The sequence below is a fragment of the Paenibacillus tundrae genome, assembly GCF_036884255.1.
In the GTDB taxonomy this organism is placed as follows: Bacteria; Bacillota; Bacilli; order Paenibacillales; family Paenibacillaceae; genus Paenibacillus.
In genome coordinates, this window is sequence record NZ_CP145605.1 from 3,353,610 (window position 1) to 3,375,410 (window position 21,801).

The following is a 21,801-nucleotide window of genomic DNA, read 5'->3' on the forward strand; positions in this document are numbered from 1 at the left end:
TGTTAGGTTTATAAAGTAGTAGTTATTAGTTCAAAACAGCGGCTATGTGTTCTTTTGTAATCGACCAATGAGAGGTAGTCCAAAATTTCTCTTTGTTATTAACATAGATAATTTGAGGAGATTCATGTTTAACATCAAGATCGTGAGTAATTTGATTAGACACATGACGCGATTCAAAGACCTTAACAAGATAAAAATCAATGTCTTCAGTGTGGCTCTCTTTGATGTACTGTTCGTATTCCGCTAGTGCATTCGCACTCACTGGGCATGTAGTGCTATGCTTAAGTATTATCTTTCCGCGTTGATCCGACTGTTCCAATACTTCTTTCCATTGGTCCAGTGTCGATATCTCTTTCCAGTTCAACAAAATCACTCCTTAGTAGAATAATCATTTCTTGATGTCTAGTTACATAGTTAATTGGTTAACTAGGATAATGTTATTCGAATGATTTATATTTGTCAAGATGATCTGTTCTCATATAAAACCATTATTCCTATTGTTTATTCCCTTCATTGATTTTTGTGAACGATTGTTTTAATATTGAGCTTATCTAGAACACTAGTTAACCCAGAAAGTTGGATGGTTATTATGGAACATTCTCGTTTGCCCTTCAAAACAGATCCCCAATCTCCACTGCCTATTAATGTGCAAATTAAAGAACAAATTAAATGGCTGATCAGTAAAGACTTTCTGAGAGCGGATGATGCTTTGCCTTCAACGAATGAATTAGCGGAGCAGCTCTCTGTTAATAGAAACACGATACAGTGGATATATTCACAGCTCAAAGAAGAAGGACTGCTGATCATGCAAAAAGGACGAGGAACTCAAATAGCTAATGAAGACCGCATAAAGGAATTCAAGCAGCAAAATCCTTATTTTTCATTCGTGGAGAAGACCGTAAAAGACGCATTTGAACAAGGTTTCAATATAGAAAATGTCATGTTGTCAGGATTTGCATATACACAATTATTTGGAGCCAAACACGAGAAGAAGAAGCATTACCTTTTCATTGAATGCAAAACAATGGCCTGCCTGTTTTATCTGGAGGAAATCCAGCGTCGTTCATCGGCAGACATTCAATCGATTGATATTTCATCACCAGACGAGGAGCTTTTTCAAGCTATACAAAAAGCGGATGTGGTAGTTACCGTGAACGAAATGACGGAAGTTGTAAAAAAGAAAGCTGGATCTTCAGAAACAAAAATAATATCTGTAAGCTCGTCCCAAGATGTGACTCTGTTATTCGACATGCTATTGCAATAAGAGCAAACGTATACGATTGGATTTACTTTTTATGTAAGCAATTACTCAGAATATCCTTGAACTCGGTACGAATTAATCCAACCGTTGAATTCAGGGATATTCTGTGTAATCAGGTGACTAATGCTGATGAATATTCGTGATCTTGTTAAACATTCTTACTTTATTGATGAAACTGTGGTAAATAAGCTCGGTGGGCTTCAAGCAACTCATCCAGCAAGGCCTTTGCTGTGTCGCCACTTTGAACAAGCGGATTCATGGTAAATGCTTGTAATGCCGTAGCATAATCGCCTGTCACAGCGGCTTCTATAGTGAGTTCTTCCATTGCTTTCATTACTTGTAACAATCCTCGTTGTGCGGAAGGGAATGAGCCAAAATGTAAAGGTTCTGCACCGTGAGAAGTAATCATGCTTGTAATTTCAATCGCACTCTCAGGCGGCAGATCACTGATTGCCCCGTTGTTCCGAGTGCTTACAACCATTCGAGTCCCTTTATCGTTATAAATGGAATTGATGATCTCACATGCAGCATCACTATAATGCGCACCACCTCTTTTTTCCAGCTCTTTCGGTTTGTAATCCAGCGTCGGATTCCTGTAAAGTTCAAAAAGGCTTTCTTCCAACTGTTTAACGACTTGACCGCGACTACCTACTGTGTTTACTTCTTCCAGCTCTTCCTGGATCATGGCATCCGTCATGTAGTAGTAACGGTGGTATGGACAAGGAAGCATTTCCAGTTGGAGAACCTGTTCGTGCAAAAATCGCATATTTTTGATATTCTCAACCATTTTATCCGCTTTGGCTTCCGGTCCGTACATTTTATCGATTGCTTCAAGGGTAAGATCTTCTCCTGACTTATCGTAAATCTTGTGCCAGTGCAGATGGTTAATGCCCGCAAATTTGAAGAACAATTCTTCCTCCTGTTTTTCCAATACGGCTGATTCAATTTTGGTGGACATAATAGGAACATTGCATAGTCCGATCACTTTGTCCCACTTTCCGTAACGGAGAACCGCTTCCGTCACCATGCCTGCAGGATTGGTGAAGTTAATGAGCCATGCATCCGGACAGAGTTCTTTCATTTCATTGACAATATCTAAAATGACCGGAATGGTTCGAAAAGCTTTTAACATGCCTCCTGCCCCATTTGTTTCTTGTCCAATCATTCCATATTTATTGGGAATAGTTTCGTCCTTGATCCGGGCATCCATCTGCCCTACTCTAAGCTGTGTAGTTACAAAGTCAGCATCCTTTAATGCTTCCCGGCGATCTAGCGATAAATGAACTTCACAGTCGATTCCTGCGGCTTTTACCATACGCTTAGCCATGGCACCAACGACCTCGAGTTTTTCCTTCCCCGTCTCGATGTCCACAAGCCATAATTCTTTGACAGGAAGTTCATGATGGCGTTTGATAAAACCTTCCATGAGTTCCGGTGTATAGCTGGAACCACCGCCGATGGTTACAATCTTTAATACTTTTTTCATATCTTTTCCTCCTGATGTAAGTGTTTTCTGAATCATAGTTTTACTGTAAATTGTGTAATGCATTACATATCAAGCATCAATACCACGATTTATTTATAAGCTCATTGAGATGGCGAGATTACAACAAAGAGGTGGATTACATGGCAAATATCAGCGAGATTGCCCGTTTGGCGGGTGTATCCACTGCAACCATTTCACGTGTTATTAATAGGCATCCGTACGTAAGCGAATCAACCAGAAAGAAAGTAATTGAAATCATGGAACAACTGGATTATGTACCTAACGGCAATGCAATATCTCTAAAAAAGGGCGCTACCTGTTTGATTGGAATTGTTGCAGTCGCTTTCAATCCGCTACTTATCAGATTCATGCAGGCCTTCACCCAGTCTGCCGAGAAACACGGATTCAACATCACTCTGTTCATTACGAATGGTCAGGTAGAGAAAGAACTGGTGGCACTCGAAATGCTGAAACGGAAACAACTGGACGCTATAGTATGCGTGCTCCGAAGCAATGAGTGGAAGGTTATCGAATCCTATACCAAATATGGCCCGATCGTCACATGGCAGCGGCTTGAAAACAGTTATATCCCCTCTGTGTTTATGGATCAATACGAAGCATATAGGATTGGACTCGAACACTTATACCTCAAAGGATACAGAGAGATCCTTAGTGTATATCCCATATCTAACGGACTTAACACAAAAGAGCGCATGAGAGCATACGCTGACTTTATTACCAAATATAAATTGACGGTGGACTTCCCGAATTTTCAGGATATGATTTATGTGCGAGACGGAGAAGAACTTGCAAAATGGTGGATTGCACAAACAAACAGACCTGATGCTATTTTTTGTGCTAATGATGAGGTTGCAGCCGGATTTATTGCTGAACTACGGAGGTCTAAATTTTCGGTTCCAGGTGACGTTGGGATCATCGGATTTGATAATACCGAGGTGGCTCATTTATTCGATTTGACGACAATTCATTATCCAGTTGATCAGCAAGCAGAGAATGCTTTCACGATTATTCAAAACATGCTTGATACCACTACCAAAGAGTTAATCCCTCTGAAATATACTTTAGTTGAACGACAATCAACATGACTATCACAATATTATCACCCCACATTTTTTATGAAATGATCTGGAGTTTAATTGGACTTTTTCTCTCACTTGGTCGTTTCTATCTAGAAGGTGTGAGTACAGGTAGCCTTGCTTTTGCCGGTTCGCACTGGCTTGCCACAATTCTGAAAGCCATATGGAATCCGATGGAGTTTTTGGGTTCTCCCAGAAAAACATACGAAAAACCACTAAATCGGCAGTACGATTTAGTGGTTACTCATTTTGAAAATTCAGTCACCCGAGCTGATTGTAGTTAATTAACCTATGCAGATGTACTGCGAGGTATGCCAACTCTTCGTTTGGCACAGCTTTTCCGTAAACTTGCTCAATATATTCTCGGATCTTAAATGCCCCTGACATGGCCTCAGGATGCAAGCTAGCGATATGCTCGAATAGAACGTGGCTCTCATCATTCAACATCTGACCTGAATAAAATCGTTCCACAAAAAATTTGATATGGGTGATAAACCGACTGTAATGAACATTATCATCGTCCATCTCAATATTAAACGTATACTTAGCCAGGTTAACGATGCTTCCGATCATCTTGGCAAATTTCATTCCGTCGGAAGAGTCACTGTGCTCCCCTTGAGCATTAATTAAATGAAAAGCAATATTAGCTGCTTCCTCAACAGGTAGATCCGTTTGTAGAGTTTGATTCATCAGCTGAAGAGCAAACACGCCCACTTTATATTCTTTGGGATAATAAGTTTTGATTTCCCAATATACCCGATTTGTTATATTGATGTTTTTCTTGTGCCTTTCCACCGCAAAACTCAAATGGTCCATCAGCATAAAATAAACACTCGCGTTAAGGGTAACCGAAAGCTCTTTCTCCGCATACGTTACGATCTTTTGTGTTAGTTCCACAAACACTGGAGAAATGGTGTCCAGAAGACCAAGAAATTCTTTAACTTTAATGTTTTCGACGGGAATGAAAATTTGATCGGCTTGATGCTCTTCAATCGCAGTTCCCATTTTCCTTCCGTATCCAATGCCTTTGCCTAGAAGGATAAATTCATTTTTTTGCTGATCCTCTGCTAAAACCACATTTGAATTCAATACTTTTTTTATCTTCTTCATTTGATCACCTCTTCCATTTCACTAATCTAAAGGGAATTTAAACGATTTAGATAGCAATCTACACAAAGAACAAGGCGATTACGAACAACATCATTAATCGAGATCGCTACCATTCGACTGAATTACTTGCTGATACCAAAAGAACGAGTCTTTCCTTATTCGTTGAAATGTCCCATTTCCATAATCATCCACGTCTACGTAGATTAGGCCGTATCTTTTCTTCATTTCACCCGTGCTCGCCGAGATAATATCGATCGGTGACCACATGGTATACCCCATTACAGGAATACCGTCGATCTCAATGGCCTTTCTCATCTGCTCTATGTGTTGGCGCAAATAATCGATTCGATACGAATCATGGATACTCCGGTCTTTCTCGACCTTATCGACCGCGCCCATCCCGTTCTCCACGATCATCAGCGGAATTTGATAGCGGTCATATAGTAGATTTAACGAATATCGAAGTCCCATCGGATTGATGCTCCATCCCCATTCTGTTGTTGGCAGATAAGGGTTTTTGTATCCTGTTTTCACGCCATTTAATCCTTTAAATTCTGTGCTGGTTTCCTTCCCGACAACATGTGTTAAGTAATAACTATACGACAGAAAATCAACTTTCCCTTTCAATAATTGTTCCAAATCATCTTCCCGAATAGGTAAAACAATCCCCTGACGTTCAAATTCCTTTAACTTGTATGCCGGATAATAACCTCGACATTGTACGTCGCAATAAAACAACATTTTCTGCATGAAATCAGCATTAGCTTGCATATCTTCGGGATCGCAACTGTTGGGATACGAAAAGTGTCCGGCATACATCATTCCGACTTTATTTTCCGGATCAATTGCATGCGCAAGCTGAACAGCCTTAGCGCTAGCTAGAAACTGATGATAGGCTGCAATCATTCTTGTCTGCTCATTATCCGAATTAATCCCCCCAGCCATCCAGGCCTTAGTTGACATAACATTAATCTCATTAAATGTAATCCAGTACTTTACCTTGCCTTTATAGCGATTAAAAATAACTTGACAGTAGTTTAAATAAAAGTCAACTACCTTGCGGTTTTCCCATGAACCATATTCCAACAATCCAAGGGGGGTTTCAAAATGGGATATTGTAACCAATGGCTCAATCCCGTATTCTCTGCATGTGTCGAATATTTGATCATAATATTCTAATCCTGCCTCAATTGGAATTTCTTCGTCTCCATTAGGAAAAATACGTGTCCAATTAATGGACAGGCGATAACACTTAAATCCCATCTCGGCAAACAAAGAAAGATCTTCCTTAAAACGATTGTAGTGATCAATACCTACATGACTCGGATAGTATTCGTCTTCCTTAATACTTTCAGTTATTTTTCTGGGAGAATCCACATCCCCTGAAGTCATTACATCAGCCGTACTTAACCCTTTACCGTCTTTTAAAAATGCTCCTTCACACTGGTTGGCGGCTGTTGCGCCGCCCCATAAGAAATCATTCGGAAATCCTTGTTTCATTATTACTTCCCCTCCATTTATATAGTAGTTATAAACATTAAAGGATCATTATCTTTACGGTTGCCCTCTGCACATTGGACATCGTAGCCCTCTCTGCTTGTAACGACAGTTATCAATACGGGATCATACCCCGCTTCAATGATTCCTTCGATGTCAAACTTGACGAGTATATCTCCTGCTTTTACCTGGTCTCCGATTTTGACCTGGGACTCAAAAAACTTTCCTTTTAATTTCACCGTGTCAATGCCAATGTGGAAGAGCAACTCGCTTCCATTGGCTGTTTCCATCGCGACAGCATGTTGAGTACGGAATACCATTTTAATGATCCCGTCCGTTGGGGCATAGAGTTCGCCTTTCGAAGGAATGACGGCTATCCCTTCTCCCATCGATTTGGTTGAAAACACATCATCATTTACTTCTGTAAGAGGAATAATTTTCCCCTGAACAGGCTGTTTGATGGCAACTACTTCTTTGCTTCTAACCACCGTATTCATGCTCTTCGTTGATTCTTTGTTATCCACGGCATTCGATTCACCTGGTCGCTGAGCATCGTCTTTCCACAAAAATAACGTAAGCACAAAAGAGAGAACATAAGAAATAACCAAACCCAAGATCGCGTATACAAAATTCATTTTGTTGCTTGGATCAATAAACATCGAGATGCTAGCCAAGCTTGGACTCACTACCGTACTACCCGCTACTCCAAGCAATCCAAGACTCAATCCGCCAATCAAACTGGAGATAACAATACTTGTGAGTACACGCTTTCGTTGTAGCGTAACTCCGTATAGGGCTGGCTCCGCAATACCAAACATAGCGGAAATAGCAGATGACACAGCGACTCCTCTTAGTCTCGTATCCTTTGTGCGAATCGCCACGGCAAAACTTGCCGCGCTTTCAGCCATATTATGTGCGAATAAAGCAGGCAACAGGAGAAGTTCCTTGCCAGAGGCAGCTATGGCGGAAATAACGTATGGCGTCAGTGCTTTATGCATACCAGTAGCAATCATAAACGGAAGGAGTGCTGCCAAAATGCCGACGGCAACCCAACCGAAATTAGAAAATAAAAAGAGTATAGCGGCTGTTAAATACGTTCCCAAATGAAAACCAAGTGGGCCTAAAACACCCAGAGTCACAGGAACCGTTAGAAGCAAGGACATCATCGGCACGAAAAAGACACGAATCGGCTTAGGTGATACTTTAAAGAAAAATCTTTCCATAAAGGCATAGAATATAACGCCTAAGATCGATGGAAAAACTTGCGAGGCATAATTTACATTAGTTAAAGGAATAGAAAGGAAACTAGCCCCACTCCCTAAATTCGCAATCATGTCGGGGAACAGCAGAACACTCATAGCAGCAGCTGCAACCACATGATTAACTTTTAGTTTTGCAGCCGCAGTAAGCGCCACCAAAATAGGCAAGAAATAAAAAACTGCACCGCTAATGGAAGTTAGGACGATATACGTTGAACCTTTTGAATCGATCAACCCAATGACGGATAACAATAACAGCATCGATTTTAGAATCCCTGCTCCGGCCATGGCTGGAATCAAAGGTTGGAATACACTAACAAAAAAATCAAGAATCATTGATCCGATTTTCTTTTTCTCCCGTTTGGAATCATTTGACTTGGCATCAGCCTCGTCTCCTGTCCCACCCTCAAAATTGCCTGCTTTCACCAGTTCATCATAAACTTCAACGACAGTATTACCTACGACAACTTGAAATTGACCTTTGTTAACGACATCAAGTACGCCTGGCACTTTCTTGATCGCTTCAACATCCGCTTGACGATCATCCTTCAGAGTAAATCGTAATCGTGTTGCACAATGCCCTAAATGAGCTACATTCTGTTTCCCACCTACATAATTCAGAATATCTTTTGCCGTTTTTTCATAATTCATTCTCGTTCCCCCTCGGTGGATATGTGCGTTTATTGTTCGGCCATACAATAAACAAAAACAAAAAAGACAGGTATCCTCTAAAAATTAGATAGCACTTCAAAGTGTTATCTAATCTTTATGGATCCTGCCTGCTTTACCAGTGACATGTCCGGTTATTCTTTTGTTTATTGTATTATAACCGGGCGATAATCAAAATACAAGCGGTTTCATTGAGCATACGTTAAGCGTATATTTCTAGTCGATCTTTGACCCAATATACGGTTCTTAATACTCCTTATCTTTATCATCGTAGAAAGGGTCCGTTTGTTCTTCATGAGTGCTTTATTACATATCTGTTCAGCCCGGAATATCTATCAATATATAACAATACCGCCTACTGCTGATAACAAGATTACTGCGAATGGATGGATCTTGTATTTAGTTACCGCGATGAGACTACTGACACAAATGACAAGCATCCCGAAGGTTGACCAGCTAAACAATGGTTCCTTATGCCCTCCAATTCCAAAGTGGATCGCAGCATAAATGATAAGTCCTGTAATGATTGGACGCAGTCCATAAAACGAAGATCGGACCCAATGATTGCTTTGTACGCGGAGAAAAAAAGCTGCAAAAAGGATGACTATAACGAGAGAGGGCAAAATTATCCCAATAGTAGATATGATCCCACCTAAGATGCCCATTTGAGAGTAACCGATTAGAGTTGCAGTATTCGTAGCAATGGAACCTGGGGCCATCCCAGCTAATGCAACAATATCTTGAAACTGTTCTGGCTTAATCCATCCTTTTTCAGTCACTTCGCGTTGAATGAGAGTTATTACTGCATACCCACCACCAAATGAAAGAGATCCAATTTTCAAAAATAAGATAAACAATTCCCACAACATGCGATCAACACCTTCAGATGTAATATTCAGGATAATTTAGTTCTGACGGATGACTTTCTGCTTCCTTCTCTGTTGGGGCCGAAAGACCAAGAGCACGTTTAATTGAAATAATAGTCACGCCCACAATTGGACCTCCAAGAATCAGATATAAAGAGTGAAGCGATGTGAAAAGCAGTAGAAGGGTGCTTAGACCTGCAATAAACAATGTGGATGAATCCATTATGGATGTCTTACCCACTTTGAATGCGGCCACAATGATTAATGCAACAATTGCAGCATGAACTCCTTTTAGATCTGCATTCACCTTGGAAACATCTTGAAACATCATGCCCAAGATACTGAGACTTAGCACAATTAAAAAGGTCGGTAGTGTTATAGCAATGACGGAGATAATCGCACCCATTATTCCTGCGAGCCTGTATCCGACGAAAGCAGCTGAGTTTACAACTACACCCCCAGGTGCGGATGCAGAAACGGATATCATATCCCCCACCTCATTAGGTTTTAGCCATGCTTTCTTATCCACAATTTCCCGCTCAATTGCTGTAATCATTGCATATCCTCCCCCGAAAGTTGAGGGGCCCAACTTAAAAAAAACAACAAACAGTTGTGTAAGCATTTTAATGTATTCCTTTTGTTTTACACTCATATGGTACCTCCGTTTCATAAAACTCTTACATATTTGATATCTAATATTATAACACGTTAATTCCATTTTGGAATAAAGTAAATACTTAGAATGCGTAAATTGTGATTTTTTCAACAATTCATATTATATTATTCAAAAAATTCCGATTAAAATAACTTAGTTAAATTCAATATAGGATAAACTTCATTATTCCTATAACATTAGCTGGAAAACCAGTCTTCCATCAGCTATACTAAATATATCCCGACTCATTCACTTGGAAATGGAGCAGAATATAATGTTGAATCATTCCCATTTTTCAATTAAGAAGCAAATTTATGATCGAATCGCTTTTCTTGAAACAGTCTCCAAAGCAGATTTGCTAGAATATTTCTCAATCACGAGTAGTAGCATGACTCGTATGCTCGAAGACATGCTAGCTCAAAAACTTATACTTGTCTCCGGACTTGGTACATCAACTGGAGGGCGTAAACCCATACTCTTTCAAACAAACCCACATTATCGCTATCTTATGGGTTTGGAAATCTCACGCATCAGTTCCTCACTGGGCCTATTTGATCTCCATCTCAACCGATTATCTGCTGTTCGTTGGGAGATGGACCATAGCCTCACGCCAGAGCGTTTAGTGGAACTGGTGGTGAACGAATCAAATAAAATGCTACATCATCACCATATAGCTCATGAACAAATTCTGGGGATGGGGATCGGTGCAGTAGGCCCTTTGGATCCTAAAAAGGGTATTATATTAGAGCCAGAATATTTCCCTTCCGATTCTTGGAGTAATGTTCCTATATGCAAGTTGCTGGAAAAGGAACTTAATATCCCTACACAACTCGATAACGGTGCAAACACTGCCTTGCTTGCAGAGCATTGGGCGCTCCGAAATGAAGCTTGTGAGCATATGCTGTATGTCCATGCCGGAGTGAACATACGATCATCGATTATGTCTGGAGGTCAGATTTTGCGTGGTGCTGCTGACACTGAAGGAGCGATCGGCCAAATGATCATTCAAACAGGAGGACCTAGACTCAGTGACAAGGGGAATTACGGATCTCTAGAGGCATATGTATCTGTTCCTTCACTTGAAGAGCGTGTACAGTCTCAACTTAAAATAGGACGCGAAAGCTCGCTTTCGATCATCCCACCTGAATGTGTTAATTTTCCTTCTCTTGTTAATGCGTTGAAACAGGAAGACGCTCTGGTAAGAGAGCTGTTCATTGAAACAGCTTCCTATCTGGGAGTTGGGCTTGCCAATTTGATCAATACTGTTCATCCCGAATATGTCATTATGGGTGGAGCACTTATTAATGCTGACCCGATAGTATATCATACGGCAATACAGGTTGCCCGAAAAAATATATACCATTATCCTAAATACAATCCGATTTTCACTCCGGGTATTCTTAAAGAGGAAGCCGTGGTGACTGGAGCCGCACTCCAGATTATGCAAAGTTGGGAGAAGTAAACAAACGTTAAATAAATGCAAAACTCTGTTCCCACCGCTCAGGGATTAATACAGAGTTTTTTTGATTTTTATACATGCTAATGAGCCGACTTTCCTAATAATCATGAGCTTTTATTTACTTTCTAATTGAGAAATGAGTATACCGCGCAGGTCGAGTGGCTTAACGCCAATCAATCCTATATGTGAATTTGCAGATGTCACCCGCTGGGGCATTATCGAGCGGAACAGAATAGTGCTATCCCCCCCCCATTAATATCTCACAGCACCCTGAGTGATCAATACCTCTAACGAGCAATAATACCTCTTATCGGATGTTGTTTCACAGCTCCTTACATTAAAAAGAAGCCATATTGAACATATGGACTCATTGTTGTGTATGTCTGGTGAAGTATTTACATTCTCAACAGGCAGAATTCCTCTAAAAAAAATCGTACAATTTTAACCATCATCGCCATTTTATCAATAATGGTTCAGCTAATTCCGTCCTCTCCAGCGACGGGTGCGAAAAATCCATTCTGCAAAGCTTCGTTTATCTAAAGTGAAGGTATCTGTCTTCTCCTCATTTGGCTCAAGTGAAACCTCGGCAAAACCTTTAAGTTCTTTTTCAGAACGCTGACGGTTGTCTGACAATCATGATAAAGGGTAGCTCAATGGTAATATCCCCTTATAGTAGATAAGATAAAAATCTTTTAAGATGGACTTAATCTTTCCAACTAAAAGGAGTATTACTACCATGTGTATGTTTTGGCTTTCTGCTAATACAAAACTTCACATATTCTCTTTAGCCCTTCCTCTAAAGTCGCTCTCGGGCATGCCAGATTAAGCCGAATATAACCATCAGCATTGGCTACGAACATACTTCCGCCTTCCAGTAGCACTCCTGCATTGTTCGCAAAATATAAAGACATGTTTTCTTCATTAGGAAGATATGCACGGATATCCACCCATGCAAGATAAGTAGCCTCTGGGACACGGAATACAGCCTGAGGTAGATGATTTTCTAAATATTGCTGCGTAAAAAGAAAATTATCATCTAAGTAAGTTTTTAATTGTCTCAGCCACTCATCACCATGTTGATAAGCTGCCTGTGTTGCAGCTATGCTTAGTGGATTTTCCATACTGTAGTGTCGTGCCTTCCACAACGCTCTGAGTTCATCATTGGGAATGATGATATTGGATAGCATCATCCCTGCCATATTAAAAGTCTTGCTTGGAGCCATACAGGAGATGATCTTGTCTGTATTTGGAAAGACCTTTGCCAAAGGTGTATGAACCATGTCATTTCTAAGCAAATCACAATGAATTTCATCTGAAATAATCATAACGTCATTTTCGAGACAAATTTCACCAAACTTTCTCAGTTCTTCTGGTGTCCAAACACGTCCTGCGGGATTATGAGGATTGCAAAATATGCATAAACTTACCTTCTCATCACGCACTTTCAATTCGATGTCTGCATAATCCATCGTATAGTATCCTTGTTGATTCACTAAATCAGAGGTTACCAGTTCCACATGATTGAAGTCTACAGCATGCTTGAAATATGCGTATGATGGTGTAACAATTAAAACCTTTTCGTCTGGTTTACAAATATACTCAACCAACTCATATAACGCGGGAATTATACCAGGTGAAGTGACCAAATGTTCTTTTTGAAAGCTCCAATCATAGTGATCTTGTGTCCATTGAACAACCGAAAGATAGTAGTCAGGATCAAATACTTTGGTATAGCCCAAAGTTCGTTTATCTAAACGATCTTTAACAGATTGAATGATTTCAGGTGGAGTCGCAAATTCCATATCAGCAACCCACATGCGAATAAATTCATCATCTTTAAAAGGGAACGTCATATCATTAGAGGCCTTAAAAATGTATTCTTTAAAACCGTCTGTACTCATCGCATTAGTATTTTTTCGATCAATGATTTCATCAAAATCGTATTTCATCTGTTTTATCCACTCCTACTGCAAGACTTTTATCCTAGCATTTAAAAAAGTAGACATTATGCTATGTGTTTCTCGCATAATGTCCACGCTTCTTGTAAGAAAATCAAGTATCCAAGGTTTAACTATTAAGTGTGTACGTCGAAGTCACTTTAACGTTTCTTTCAATGGTGTTTTTCACAGGTGATCTTTCAATGGCTTTTGCTATCAACATTTGAACCTGTGCTTCATCTGCGTCACTGTCTACATTGAAACGAACATTTATTTCATCAAAGCCAGGATTTCCTTCTTTTAATCTGAAGAAAACATATGGATCTATTTCTCCCGTAACATCAACTTCCAGAGATTGTACTTTAATCCCCACACCACTAGCTGTTGCAATGAATCCAACACCTACACAACCGCCAAGCGCACTTAACAGAAGCTCAACTGGATTTGGCCCTTTTCCCGTTCCTGAGAGCCATTCTGGTTCATCCATAGGTACCGGCTTATAGTCCCCAACCTCGGCTTCAGAGTAAAAGCCATCTTTCCATTTTACTGTAGAAGCAAAACTTGTAATCGCCTCTTCTGGATGTTTCTTATAATTTTCCACCAAGCTTCCAAGCATACTCACATTTACACCATTTAATTTACTCATGTTTAAGGTCCTCTATTATATATTTTACTTATTCGAATTTAATTAAATTTTTGCTTGTTCTTTATGACTTCTTAGGCGGGATCGCACACCCTTCATCCGTACATAATCCTTCACTAGTGGTTTCATCAGAAAGCATTTCAAACTTAGCTGCCGGATGCTCTTCTTCCCACACTTTCTCCAACACTTGAGAAAACGATTCTGTCGGCTGTGCCCCTGAAACTGCGTATTTTTGATTGAATATAAAGAACGGCACCCCGGTAATCCCAACTCGACGAGCCTCATCCTGATCTTTTCGTACTTGATCTGCATAGAGATCCTTCGTATTCAAGATTCCAAGGGCTTCTTCTCTCTCTAATCCAACGGCTTCTGCAATATCGGCCAAGGTATTATAATCTCCTACATCTCTTGATTCAGTGAAATGTGCGACAAGTAATTTTTCATTTAGCATTGTTTCCTTGCCTTTTGTTTTTGCCCATTTTAATAAACGATGGGCATCCAGTGTATTGGTAGGTTTAAGACTATCTAATTGAAAAGATAATCCTACATTACTGGCTTGTTGAGTTAAGTGACTCATGAATTCTTTCGCTTGTTCTTTACCGCCAAACTTAGGCGCTAATTTTTCTGCAAAACTTGTTCCATCATACGCGGAAGCGGATGGATCAAGTTCAAAGCTCTTGTATTCAATATTAATTTTATCTTTATAAGGCAATCCTTCTAGAGCTTTCTCCAGATTTTGTTTACCTATATAGCAAAATGGACATGCGATGTCTGACCAGATTTCAATATTCATGTGTATCCTCCCGTTTCAGTTAAAGTTATTCGTCAAATGCTACTAGAGCATTTACGCCATGTGCAAGAGCAGAACCTGCTTTTAATGCTGTAGCTACCATGATTGATTCGGCCAACTCTTCTTTAGTCGCGCCAGCTTTTTTAGCGGCTTTAGTATGAATATCAATGCAATATGGACACCCCGTCGTATGGGCTACCGCAACTGCAATCAATTCTTTCTCCTTGGTACTGAGTGTGCCGGCTTTTAACGCTTGCTGATCAAAAGAACCAAAGGCTTTAAAGGAATCACTTAGTTGGGTGAACTCTCTCAGCCGGTTAATATATGATGCACGATACAACTCATCGTCATCATTTCCATCATACGCGTTCAAAGCATTAACACCATGAGCCATAGCCGAACCGGCTTTAAGTGCTGTTGCAACCATGATTGATTCAGCCATTTCCTCTTTTGAAACACCATTTTTCTTAGCTTGTTTCACATGAGCTTCAATACAGTAAGGACATCCTGTGGTATGAGCTATAGCAATTGCAATGATTTCTTTGAATTTTGCAGTTAACTTTCCTTCAGCTAATGCTAATTTTTCAAAAGAGATAAATGCCTTGAAGATTTCTGGAGAAACTGAGTTGAATTCTCCGATCCGCTTGAAATTTGATTTTTTGAATAAACTGTCTTGATGACTCATAGAAAATCCCTCTATTCATTAATAAAATATTCAATTGATTAATTGAATTTTAAGACATGTTGATACGTAAGTCAAGTACAAGCTTGAGTAATCTGTAGTTCCCTTTTAATATAAAGTGCTCAGTGCCTCACGCGTAAACGGAAGTAAATCTTCTGTTCTTCCTTCGCGGATTTTATTTACCCAGTCAGGCTCGGCTAACAATGCGCGACCAACTGCGATCAACTCAAATTCTTCGCGCTCTAATCTCTCAACTAAAGCACCAATTTGGGTTGCTTTACCATTTGCATTTTCTCCGTTATCAAAGAAATCCAAGAAGTCAGCGTCTAGTCCAACCGATCCAACTGTAATGGTTGGTTTGCCCGTCAATTTTTTGATCCATCCTGAGAGATTCAAGTCAGATTCTTTAAAGGCTGGTTCCCAGAAGGCGAATAGAGGATGAAAGATGTCTACGCCTGCATCGACTAGCGGTGCTAAGAATTGTGCTAATTCTTCTGGAGTGTCGTCTAGTTTTGCTGTATAGTCATCATATTTCCACTGGGAGATCCGTAGCGTAATGGGGAAGTCTGGCCCAACACTCCTTCGACAAGCTGCGATAACCTCACTAGCAAATCGGGTACGATTGAGTATATCGCCACCATATTCATCGCTACGTGAGTTGGTTTTTTTCCAGAAAAATTGATCGATTAAAAATCCATGTGATGCCATAATCTCGATGCCATCAAAACCAACTTTTTTTAGCATTGACTGCCGCCTGTTTGAAGGCTTCAACCAATTCGGAAATCTCTTGTTTAGTGTAATCATTATAAGTCCAACACCATTTTCAGCTCTACGACGATAATACGCGGCGATATCCTCCCCCGGTACACCATTCGGAGAAAATTTTCAAGTCATTGGTGCCATAATAATACGGTTAGATAGTTTGAGATTTCCCATTTCGAATGGTTTAAAAAAGAGCTTCAACAGATTGTGAATTGTTCATAAACCTCCAGGTTTACTTACTTAATATATTTATTAATAAATGTTTATTTGAAATCGAATCCCTGATAGGTCGTTCTTTTTCATTATCTCGTACCTTCAACAGCACTTTGCAAAAAATGTTCTATCTCTTCGCGTGACTTACGAAGCTTATTGACATATCGAGTAAGCTCTTTACCGTCGGCGTAGGCTACAAAACTTGGAATACCCATAATATTTTGTTCTTCACTTACAGTACCTACTTGATCTACATCAACTTCGATAAGATCCAGATCATTCGCAAATTTTTCTTCAACATCAGGCATAAATGGATCAATAAATTTGCAGTCCGGGCACCAATCTGCTTTAAAGACAGCAACAGTGATTTTTGGGGAACGGATAGCTGTATCAAATTCTAACTTAGAGGTAATTTTTTTCATTTGTATAGTCTCCTTTTATAATGAATGGTTTACCATTCCATTTGATGTTGTTCAATATAGCTACTTGTCAGATCATCTCCAGCATCGATGGATACTTTACCCTCGGTACCTACCGGTACACCTGCTTTAACAAGCAGCTGACCAATGTGGCATTTTTCTTCTGCTTGTAGGAATAGTGATTCGACTACAGCAATATCTTCCTTGGAGGCATCTGAGGATAAAACAACATGCGGACGATGTGTAATGCTCAGTTGGTTTCCTTGTGCTGTGTTCCCTTCTGTATCCATAAAGAATCCAGCAACGGGTACTTTCTTGCGATCTAACATATAAGCTAGAGTCTGAGCGTAACAAGCAATGGCTGAGGACATCAGAAGTTGTTGTGGATTAGCACCTTCACCGCTTCCTCCTTTAGGAATAGGGATAGCAACTTGGGTTAGCAAATTGTCGCTTTTAATGCGACCAAATCCTTTTGCGTCTTTGAACCAAACCGTATTCATAACCATTTTTTGATCCGGCATTTTAATATGCTCCTTTCCCCACGTCTTTAATTATTTTCTAAAGAGTCGATAAACTTTTCACTATCCATGGCTGCCATAGCTCCAGATCCTGCTGCAGTAATAGCTTGACGATAACGAGTATCCTGTACATCTCCACAAGCAAACACACCTGGAATATTTGTCATAGATGTACCGGGAACTGTGACAATGTAGCCATTCTCAACCGTCTCAATTTGACCATTTAAAAATTCTGTATTCGGATGATGACCAATAGCTACAAATACACCGTGTGCGTCTAGAATTTCTTCTTCGCCTGAGACATTGTTCTGGACTTTCAATCCGGTCACTCCACGTTCACCAGCCACTACTTCAAGTGGGGTTTTACTTAAAGCCCACGCAATTTTAGGGTTTGAACGAGCGCGATCTTGCATAATTTTGGAGGCTCGTAATTCTTCGCGACGATGCACCACAGTCACTTTGGAAGCGAATCGTGTTAGAAAGTTTGCCTCTTCCAAGGCCGTATCGCCCCCACCGACTACAATGAGTTCCTTATTTCTAAAGAAGAACCCATCGCAAGTGGCACAAGTGCTCACTCCACGACCTACATTTTCTGTTTCACCTGGTATTCCTAAATATTTCGCACTGGCACCGGTTGAAATGATAAGCGTTTCAGTAATAATTTCACCTTTGCCATCCACGTCCAGTTTAAACGGTCGGTTATTCAAATCTACTGCTTTTACCCAACCGTTAACAAACGTAGCCCCGAACCGCTCAGCTTGTTTACGCATATTATCCATTAACTCAGGTCCCATGATTCCTTCAGGAAACCCAGGATAATTCTCAATTTCGGTTGTGGTTGTAAGCTGCCCTCCTGGTTCAAGCCCTTCAATAACGAGTGGGTTCATATTCGCACGAGCCAAGTAAATTGCTGCGGTTAACCCGCTGGCCCTGTTCCGACAATTACAGATTTGTACATATGTTATCCCTCCAAATTTGAGTGTGTATGACAATTACATATACGAATAACCTTTAATATTCAATTGATTAATTGAATTATAGCATTGTAGAATCTCTTCGTCAAATGTTCCTCATCAATTGACTGCAGGCGGGATATCCATAGATTGAAATGAATGTTTGGAGTTTGAGTTCTTACTTAGATACATTTTAGCCTGATAACTTGACTTCACTCAGGTTGTTCATGTTAAAATTTTAATATTCAATTGAATCTATAAAGGGTTGAGAATATCGTTCGAATTGAAGTGGGGAAGTCCCGTTGAACATAAAATAAGAATAGAGGTTGACGATTATGGAAGAATTATTGAATTCAGCGAAGCTTTTTAAAGAAGATCTATATAAACAATTGGCCAGAATAGGAAAATGTCTATCCAGTGATAAGCGTTTGGAGATTTTAAACCTGTTGTCCAATGGCTCAAGAACAGTGGAAAAAATAGCTGCTTCTACAGATATGAACGTTGCGAATGTATCCAGGCACCTTCAAGTTCTACTCGATGCTAAGCTTGTTAAATTCACGAAAAAAGGAACTTTTGTGATCTATTCTTTAGCTGACCCGGAGATCATCAATTTTCTGTCCTCTTTATGGCGAATTAGTGAGAAACAGATTCCTGACATCAGTAGAATGAAAGATGACTTTATTAACAATCTTGATGACATTCAAACACTTACCATGGACGAGGTTAGGGAGAGAATAAAAAATGATTCAATTATTCTTGTGGATTTACGCCCTAAAGAAGAATATGAAATGGATCATATCGCGGGAGCAATCTCGATGCCGATGGAAGAGTTAGAAGTATTCATAAGAGACATTCCAAAAAATACAGAGATTATTGCATATTGTAGAGGCCCACTGTGTGTCTACTCTGCATTAGCCGCACAGAAATTACAATCTGAAGGCTTTACAGCTTATCGTATGGAAGAGGGCTTGAATGAATGGCAGGAACATTTTCATTTACATTAGGCTGACTTCTGGAGCACAAGAAGTACAATATTTTTCAAATCTAAAAAAGACTTCAAGGCCCATTTACTAGGCTTTGAAGTCTTTTTTAATTTAAAAGAAAATCTAATTATTCAATATACTATTGAACCGCTTATACATGAAGGGACGCTTCCCGGTAAAACTGCGGCAAGTATTCTTTATGAGCCTCGAGTAATTCATCCAACAAAGCCTTAGCGGAATCACCACTTTGGACAAGTGGATTGGACGTAAATGCTTGGAGTGCCGTTGCATAGCTTCCTGTAACCGCAGCTTCAATCGTTAATTCCTCCATGGACTTCATTAGCTGTAATAATCCTCGTTGTGCGGGAGGAAAAGAGCCGAAATGAATAGGCTCAGCACCATGGGAAGTAATCACACTGGTGATTTCAATGGCACTTTCCACTGGCAGGTCATTAATCGCTCCATTATTGCGTGTACTTACAACCATCTGGGTGCCTTTGTTGTTATAAATGGAGTTAATAATCTCACAGGCAGCATCACTATAATAAGCTCCACCTCGTTTTCCAAGTTCTTCTGGCTTATGATCCAATCCTGGGTCTTTGTAAAGTTCAAACAGACTTTCTTCTAAGCGTTTCACTACTTGTCCGCGAGTTCCTTCTCCCTTCGCTTCTTCAAGTTCTTCTTGAATCATCGCATCAGTCATGTAATAGTAACGATGATAAGGACATGGGAGCATTTCTAATTGTACAAGTTGTTCATGAAGGAATCTCATGTTTTTAATGTTTTCAACGATTTTCTCTGATTTTGCTTCAGGACCATACAGTTTATCGATCGCTTGACGGGTAAAATCTTGCCCATTGTGTCCATAAATCTTGTGCCAGTGTAAATGATTAATCCCCGCAAATTTGAAAAATAATTCTTCTTCATTCTTTTCAAGTACTGCGGATTCATTTTTCACAGCCACAATGGGTACATTACACAATCCAATAACCTTTTCCCACATTCCGTAACGAAGAACTGCTTCAGTAACCATGCCTGCTGGATTCGTAAAGTTAATCAGCCATGCATTGGGACAAAGCACTTTCATATCCTCAACGATATCTAGAATAACTGGAATGGTTCGAAATGCTTTTAGCATTCCCCCTGCCCCATTCGTTTCTTGACCAATTAGTCCGTATTTAATGGGTATCGTCTCATCTTTGATCCGTGCATCCATATGTCCTACTCGCAGTTGAGTGGTCACAAAATCTGCATCTCTCAAAGCTTCCTGTCGATCAAGTGTCAAATGGACTTCACAATCAATACCCGCAGCTTTTACCATCCGTTGAGCCATGGCACCAACAATCTCAAGTTTTTCTCTGCCTGCTTCAATGTCGACCAACCATAGCTCAGTTATCGGAAGTTCATGATATCGTTTGATAAATCCTTCCACCAATTCCGGTGTATAACTTGAACCTCCACCGATAGTTACAATCTTCAACCTTTTTTTCATATAGAGTTCCTCCTCATGACTAAATTATTACTGTATTTGTACTGTATTTGTACTGTAATTTATGTAATGCATTACATGTCAAGCATAAAAAATAGGCTTCAACTGTCGTCCTTTTCTACTTTGTGGTAGCTTAGAAAACGTGATATGCTTTCTCAGAAGAGATGGTTAGAGGTGCCTAATATTCAAGATGTTGCTATTTAGCTGGAGTATCTACAGCAACTGTGTCGAGAGTAATTAACAACCGTGGCTATGTAAGTGACTTAAATAAACGAAAAGTTTTAGGAATTATTTAGGAGCTTGATTATGTCCCCAATGTTAATGCTATTTCTCTAAAAAAAAGTTGAAACTCATTAGATTGGAATAATAACCGCCTCTTTTACTCCCATTATTATTAATTTTGTTCGTGCATTCACTTTAATTGCCGAGAAGAACGGTTTCAACATCGCTCTATTTATCACGAATGGAGATGCCAAAAAGGAAGCAATTAGATGCTATTGTATGTATGATACGATCCAATGAATGGGATGTTATTGAATCCTATACCAGGTATGGTCCCATTGTGACTTGGCAGCGTCTTCAGAATGATCTCCATCTGTCTTTATGGATCAATTCCATGCCTACTGGACAGGTCTTGAGCATCTTCATTCCAAAGGTTATCAAAAAATACTTAGTGTATATTCCATGTCCAAAGGATTAAATACAGAGGTACGCATTCGTGCCCATTCGAAATTATAAAAAAGCACAAACTCAAGACGTATCCCTTTCTCATTTCGAAGATAAAACTGTTGTTAGAGATGGTGAGGAGATAGCTGAGTGGTGGGTATTACAGGAAAATACACCTGATGCTATTTTTTGTGCTAATGATGAAGTGGCAGCTGGTCTTATGACAGCTTTGCGCAGTTGGGTTTTTCCATTTTGGGAGAGAACGTCACTCGACATAACGTGTATCTGTATTAAAGCTTAGGATCTATTTTAACTTATAAGAAAAACCACTTGTTCAACTTGAACAAGTGGATTTACTCAAACATTGCGATTTTTCTGCTAATCGTG

The 21,801-nt window shown here is 39.8% G+C and carries 21 protein-coding genes and 2 pseudogenes; 6 read left to right on the forward strand and 17 right to left on the reverse strand.

Annotation, left to right across the window (positions count from 1 at the left end; genetic code table 11):
• Window positions 1-25 precede the first annotated feature (25 nt).
• A complete protein-coding gene (ytxJ, locus tag V6W81_RS15050; RefSeq protein ID WP_338539575.1) occupies window positions 26-364 on the reverse strand; it encodes a bacillithiol system redox-active protein YtxJ in 339 nt (112 codons plus the stop codon).
• Window positions 365-589: 225 nt separating this feature from the next.
• Between ytxJ and V6W81_RS15055 the strand changes: the two genes are divergently transcribed.
• On the forward strand, window positions 590-1,264 hold the full coding sequence (locus tag V6W81_RS15055; RefSeq protein WP_076331733.1) for a GntR family transcriptional regulator: 675 nt from the start codon (window positions 590-592) through the stop codon (window positions 1,262-1,264).
• Window positions 1,265-1,424: 160 nt separating this feature from the next.
• On the opposite strand, the gene V6W81_RS15060 is transcribed toward V6W81_RS15055, so the two are convergent.
• Complete coding sequence (locus V6W81_RS15060; protein WP_338539576.1) at window positions 1,425-2,747, reverse strand: 6-phospho-beta-glucosidase; 1,323 nt, start codon at window positions 2,745-2,747, stop codon at window positions 1,425-1,427.
• Window positions 2,748-2,887: 140 nt separating this feature from the next.
• Here V6W81_RS15060 and V6W81_RS15065 point away from each other — a divergent pair, with 140 nt between their 5' ends.
• Window positions 2,888-3,853, forward strand: a complete 966-nt coding sequence (locus tag V6W81_RS15065; protein WP_338539577.1) for a LacI family DNA-binding transcriptional regulator — start codon at window positions 2,888-2,890, stop codon at window positions 3,851-3,853.
• A 252-nt stretch (window positions 3,854-4,105) separates the two neighbouring features.
• Here V6W81_RS15065 and V6W81_RS15070 read toward each other — a convergent pair whose 3' ends face one another.
• The 5 genes from V6W81_RS15070 to V6W81_RS15090 all read right to left on the reverse strand — a co-directional run bounded on the left by V6W81_RS15070 (window position 4,106) and on the right by V6W81_RS15090 (window position 9,897).
• A complete protein-coding gene (locus tag V6W81_RS15070; RefSeq protein WP_076331736.1) occupies window positions 4,106-4,954 on the reverse strand; it encodes a BglG family transcription antiterminator in 849 nt (282 codons plus the stop codon).
• Between the two features lie 93 nt (window positions 4,955-5,047).
• A complete protein-coding gene (locus V6W81_RS15075; protein WP_237175024.1) occupies window positions 5,048-6,454 on the reverse strand; it encodes a glycoside hydrolase family 1 protein in 1,407 nt (468 codons plus the stop codon).
• Window positions 6,455-6,471: 17 nt separating this feature from the next.
• The gene (locus V6W81_RS15080; RefSeq protein WP_338539578.1) at window positions 6,472-8,361 is read right to left on the reverse strand and encodes a beta-glucoside-specific PTS transporter subunit IIABC; all 1,890 of its coding nucleotides are present in this window, start codon (window positions 8,359-8,361) and stop codon (window positions 6,472-6,474) included.
• A gap of 353 nt (window positions 8,362-8,714) precedes the next feature.
• On the reverse strand, window positions 8,715-9,248 hold the full coding sequence (locus tag V6W81_RS15085; protein WP_105598987.1) for a chromate transporter: 534 nt from the start codon (window positions 9,246-9,248) through the stop codon (window positions 8,715-8,717).
• A gap of 13 nt (window positions 9,249-9,261) precedes the next feature.
• The gene (locus V6W81_RS15090) at window positions 9,262-9,897 is read right to left on the reverse strand and encodes a chromate transporter (RefSeq protein WP_338539579.1); all 636 of its coding nucleotides are present in this window, start codon (window positions 9,895-9,897) and stop codon (window positions 9,262-9,264) included.
• A gap of 277 nt (window positions 9,898-10,174) precedes the next feature.
• Here V6W81_RS15090 and V6W81_RS15095 point away from each other — a divergent pair, with 277 nt between their 5' ends.
• Window positions 10,175-11,362: an ROK family protein gene (locus V6W81_RS15095; protein ID WP_237175026.1), complete on the forward strand. Its 1,188-nt coding sequence runs from the start codon at window positions 10,175-10,177 to the stop codon at window positions 11,360-11,362.
• Window positions 11,363-11,836: 474 nt separating this feature from the next.
• Here the strand turns inward: V6W81_RS15095 and V6W81_RS15100 are convergent, their stop codons facing one another.
• The 9 genes and pseudogenes from V6W81_RS15100 to trxB all read right to left on the reverse strand — a co-directional run bounded on the left by V6W81_RS15100 (window position 11,837) and on the right by trxB (window position 18,281).
• The gene (locus V6W81_RS15100) at window positions 11,837-11,992 is read right to left on the reverse strand and encodes a fibronectin type III-like domain-contianing protein (RefSeq protein ID WP_105598984.1); all 156 of its coding nucleotides are present in this window, start codon (window positions 11,990-11,992) and stop codon (window positions 11,837-11,839) included.
• Window positions 11,993-12,117: 125 nt separating this feature from the next.
• On the reverse strand, window positions 12,118-13,308 hold the full coding sequence (locus V6W81_RS15105; protein ID WP_237175027.1) for a MalY/PatB family protein: 1,191 nt from the start codon (window positions 13,306-13,308) through the stop codon (window positions 12,118-12,120).
• A gap of 118 nt (window positions 13,309-13,426) precedes the next feature.
• Window positions 13,427-13,942: an OsmC family protein gene (locus V6W81_RS15110; RefSeq protein ID WP_237175028.1), complete on the reverse strand. Its 516-nt coding sequence runs from the start codon at window positions 13,940-13,942 to the stop codon at window positions 13,427-13,429.
• Between the two features lie 61 nt (window positions 13,943-14,003).
• Window positions 14,004-14,732 carry a DsbA family oxidoreductase gene (locus V6W81_RS15115; RefSeq protein WP_237175029.1) on the reverse strand — a complete coding sequence of 243 codons (729 nt, stop codon included), beginning with the start codon at window positions 14,730-14,732 and terminating at the stop codon, window positions 14,004-14,006.
• A gap of 25 nt (window positions 14,733-14,757) precedes the next feature.
• Complete coding sequence (locus V6W81_RS15120; RefSeq protein WP_076334293.1) at window positions 14,758-15,414, reverse strand: carboxymuconolactone decarboxylase family protein; 657 nt, start codon at window positions 15,412-15,414, stop codon at window positions 14,758-14,760.
• Window positions 15,415-15,519: 105 nt separating this feature from the next.
• Window positions 15,520-16,393, reverse strand: a pseudogene (locus V6W81_RS15125) (12-oxophytodienoate reductase).
• Window positions 16,394-16,475: 82 nt separating this feature from the next.
• Window positions 16,476-16,808 carry a thioredoxin family protein gene (locus V6W81_RS15130; protein WP_237175030.1) on the reverse strand — a complete coding sequence of 111 codons (333 nt, stop codon included), beginning with the start codon at window positions 16,806-16,808 and terminating at the stop codon, window positions 16,476-16,478.
• A 29-nt stretch (window positions 16,809-16,837) separates the two neighbouring features.
• Window positions 16,838-17,326 (reverse strand): OsmC family protein, encoded by a 489-nt coding sequence (locus V6W81_RS15135; RefSeq protein WP_237175031.1) that lies wholly within the window; start codon window positions 17,324-17,326, stop codon window positions 16,838-16,840.
• A gap of 26 nt (window positions 17,327-17,352) precedes the next feature.
• Window positions 17,353-18,281, reverse strand: a pseudogene (trxB, locus tag V6W81_RS15140) (thioredoxin-disulfide reductase).
• Between the two features lie 330 nt (window positions 18,282-18,611).
• On the opposite strand from trxB, the gene V6W81_RS15145 reads away from it, so the two are divergent.
• On the forward strand, window positions 18,612-19,280 hold the full coding sequence (locus V6W81_RS15145; RefSeq protein WP_076334297.1) for an ArsR/SmtB family transcription factor: 669 nt from the start codon (window positions 18,612-18,614) through the stop codon (window positions 19,278-19,280).
• Between the two features lie 130 nt (window positions 19,281-19,410).
• On the opposite strand, the gene V6W81_RS15150 is transcribed toward V6W81_RS15145, so the two are convergent.
• A complete protein-coding gene (locus V6W81_RS15150; protein ID WP_237175032.1) occupies window positions 19,411-20,751 on the reverse strand; it encodes a 6-phospho-beta-glucosidase in 1,341 nt (446 codons plus the stop codon).
• Window positions 20,752-20,972: 221 nt separating this feature from the next.
• Between V6W81_RS15150 and V6W81_RS15155 the strand changes: the two genes are divergently transcribed.
• Window positions 20,973-21,044 carry a LacI family DNA-binding transcriptional regulator gene (locus V6W81_RS15155; RefSeq protein ID WP_076334303.1) on the forward strand — a complete coding sequence of 24 codons (72 nt, stop codon included), beginning with the start codon at window positions 20,973-20,975 and terminating at the stop codon, window positions 21,042-21,044.
• Between the two features lie 422 nt (window positions 21,045-21,466).
• Window positions 21,467-21,715 carry a hypothetical protein gene (locus V6W81_RS15160; RefSeq protein WP_237175033.1) on the forward strand — a complete coding sequence of 83 codons (249 nt, stop codon included), beginning with the start codon at window positions 21,467-21,469 and terminating at the stop codon, window positions 21,713-21,715.
• Window positions 21,716-21,801: the final 86 nt, after the last annotated feature.

Coding starts and splice junctions, on each gene's coding strand:
- V6W81_RS15055 (WP_076331733.1), top strand. CDS start 590: ATGGAACATTCTCGTTTGCCCTTCAAAACAGATCCCCAATCTCCACTG.
- V6W81_RS15060 (WP_338539576.1), bottom strand. CDS start 2,747: ATGAAAAAAGTATTAAAGATTGTAACCATCGGCGGTGGTTCCAGCTAT.
- V6W81_RS15065 (WP_338539577.1), top strand. CDS start 2,888: ATGGCAAATATCAGCGAGATTGCCCGTTTGGCGGGTGTATCCACTGCA.
- V6W81_RS15070 (WP_076331736.1), bottom strand. CDS start 4,954: ATGAAGAAGATAAAAAAAGTATTGAATTCAAATGTGGTTTTAGCAGAG.
- V6W81_RS15075 (WP_237175024.1), bottom strand. CDS start 6,454: ATGAAACAAGGATTTCCGAATGATTTCTTATGGGGCGGCGCAACAGCC.
- V6W81_RS15080 (WP_338539578.1), bottom strand. CDS start 8,361: ATGAATTATGAAAAAACGGCAAAAGATATTCTGAATTATGTAGGTGGG.
- V6W81_RS15085 (WP_105598987.1), bottom strand. CDS start 9,248: ATGTTGTGGGAATTGTTTATCTTATTTTTGAAAATTGGATCTCTTTCA.
- V6W81_RS15090 (WP_338539579.1), bottom strand. CDS start 9,897: ATGAGTGTAAAACAAAAGGAATACATTAAAATGCTTACACAACTGTTT.
- V6W81_RS15095 (WP_237175026.1), top strand. CDS start 10,175: ATGTTGAATCATTCCCATTTTTCAATTAAGAAGCAAATTTATGATCGA.
- V6W81_RS15105 (WP_237175027.1), bottom strand. CDS start 13,308: ATGAAATACGATTTTGATGAAATCATTGATCGAAAAAATACTAATGCG.
- V6W81_RS15110 (WP_237175028.1), bottom strand. CDS start 13,942: ATGAGTAAATTAAATGGTGTAAATGTGAGTATGCTTGGAAGCTTGGTG.
- V6W81_RS15115 (WP_237175029.1), bottom strand. CDS start 14,732: ATGAATATTGAAATCTGGTCAGACATCGCATGTCCATTTTGCTATATA.
- V6W81_RS15120 (WP_076334293.1), bottom strand. CDS start 15,414: ATGAGTCATCAAGACAGTTTATTCAAAAAATCAAATTTCAAGCGGATC.
- V6W81_RS15130 (WP_237175030.1), bottom strand. CDS start 16,808: ATGAAAAAAATTACCTCTAAGTTAGAATTTGATACAGCTATCCGTTCC.
- V6W81_RS15135 (WP_237175031.1), bottom strand. CDS start 17,326: ATGCCGGATCAAAAAATGGTTATGAATACGGTTTGGTTCAAAGACGCA.
- V6W81_RS15145 (WP_076334297.1), top strand. CDS start 18,612: ATGGAAGAATTATTGAATTCAGCGAAGCTTTTTAAAGAAGATCTATAT.
- V6W81_RS15150 (WP_237175032.1), bottom strand. CDS start 20,751: ATGAAAAAAAGGTTGAAGATTGTAACTATCGGTGGAGGTTCAAGTTAT.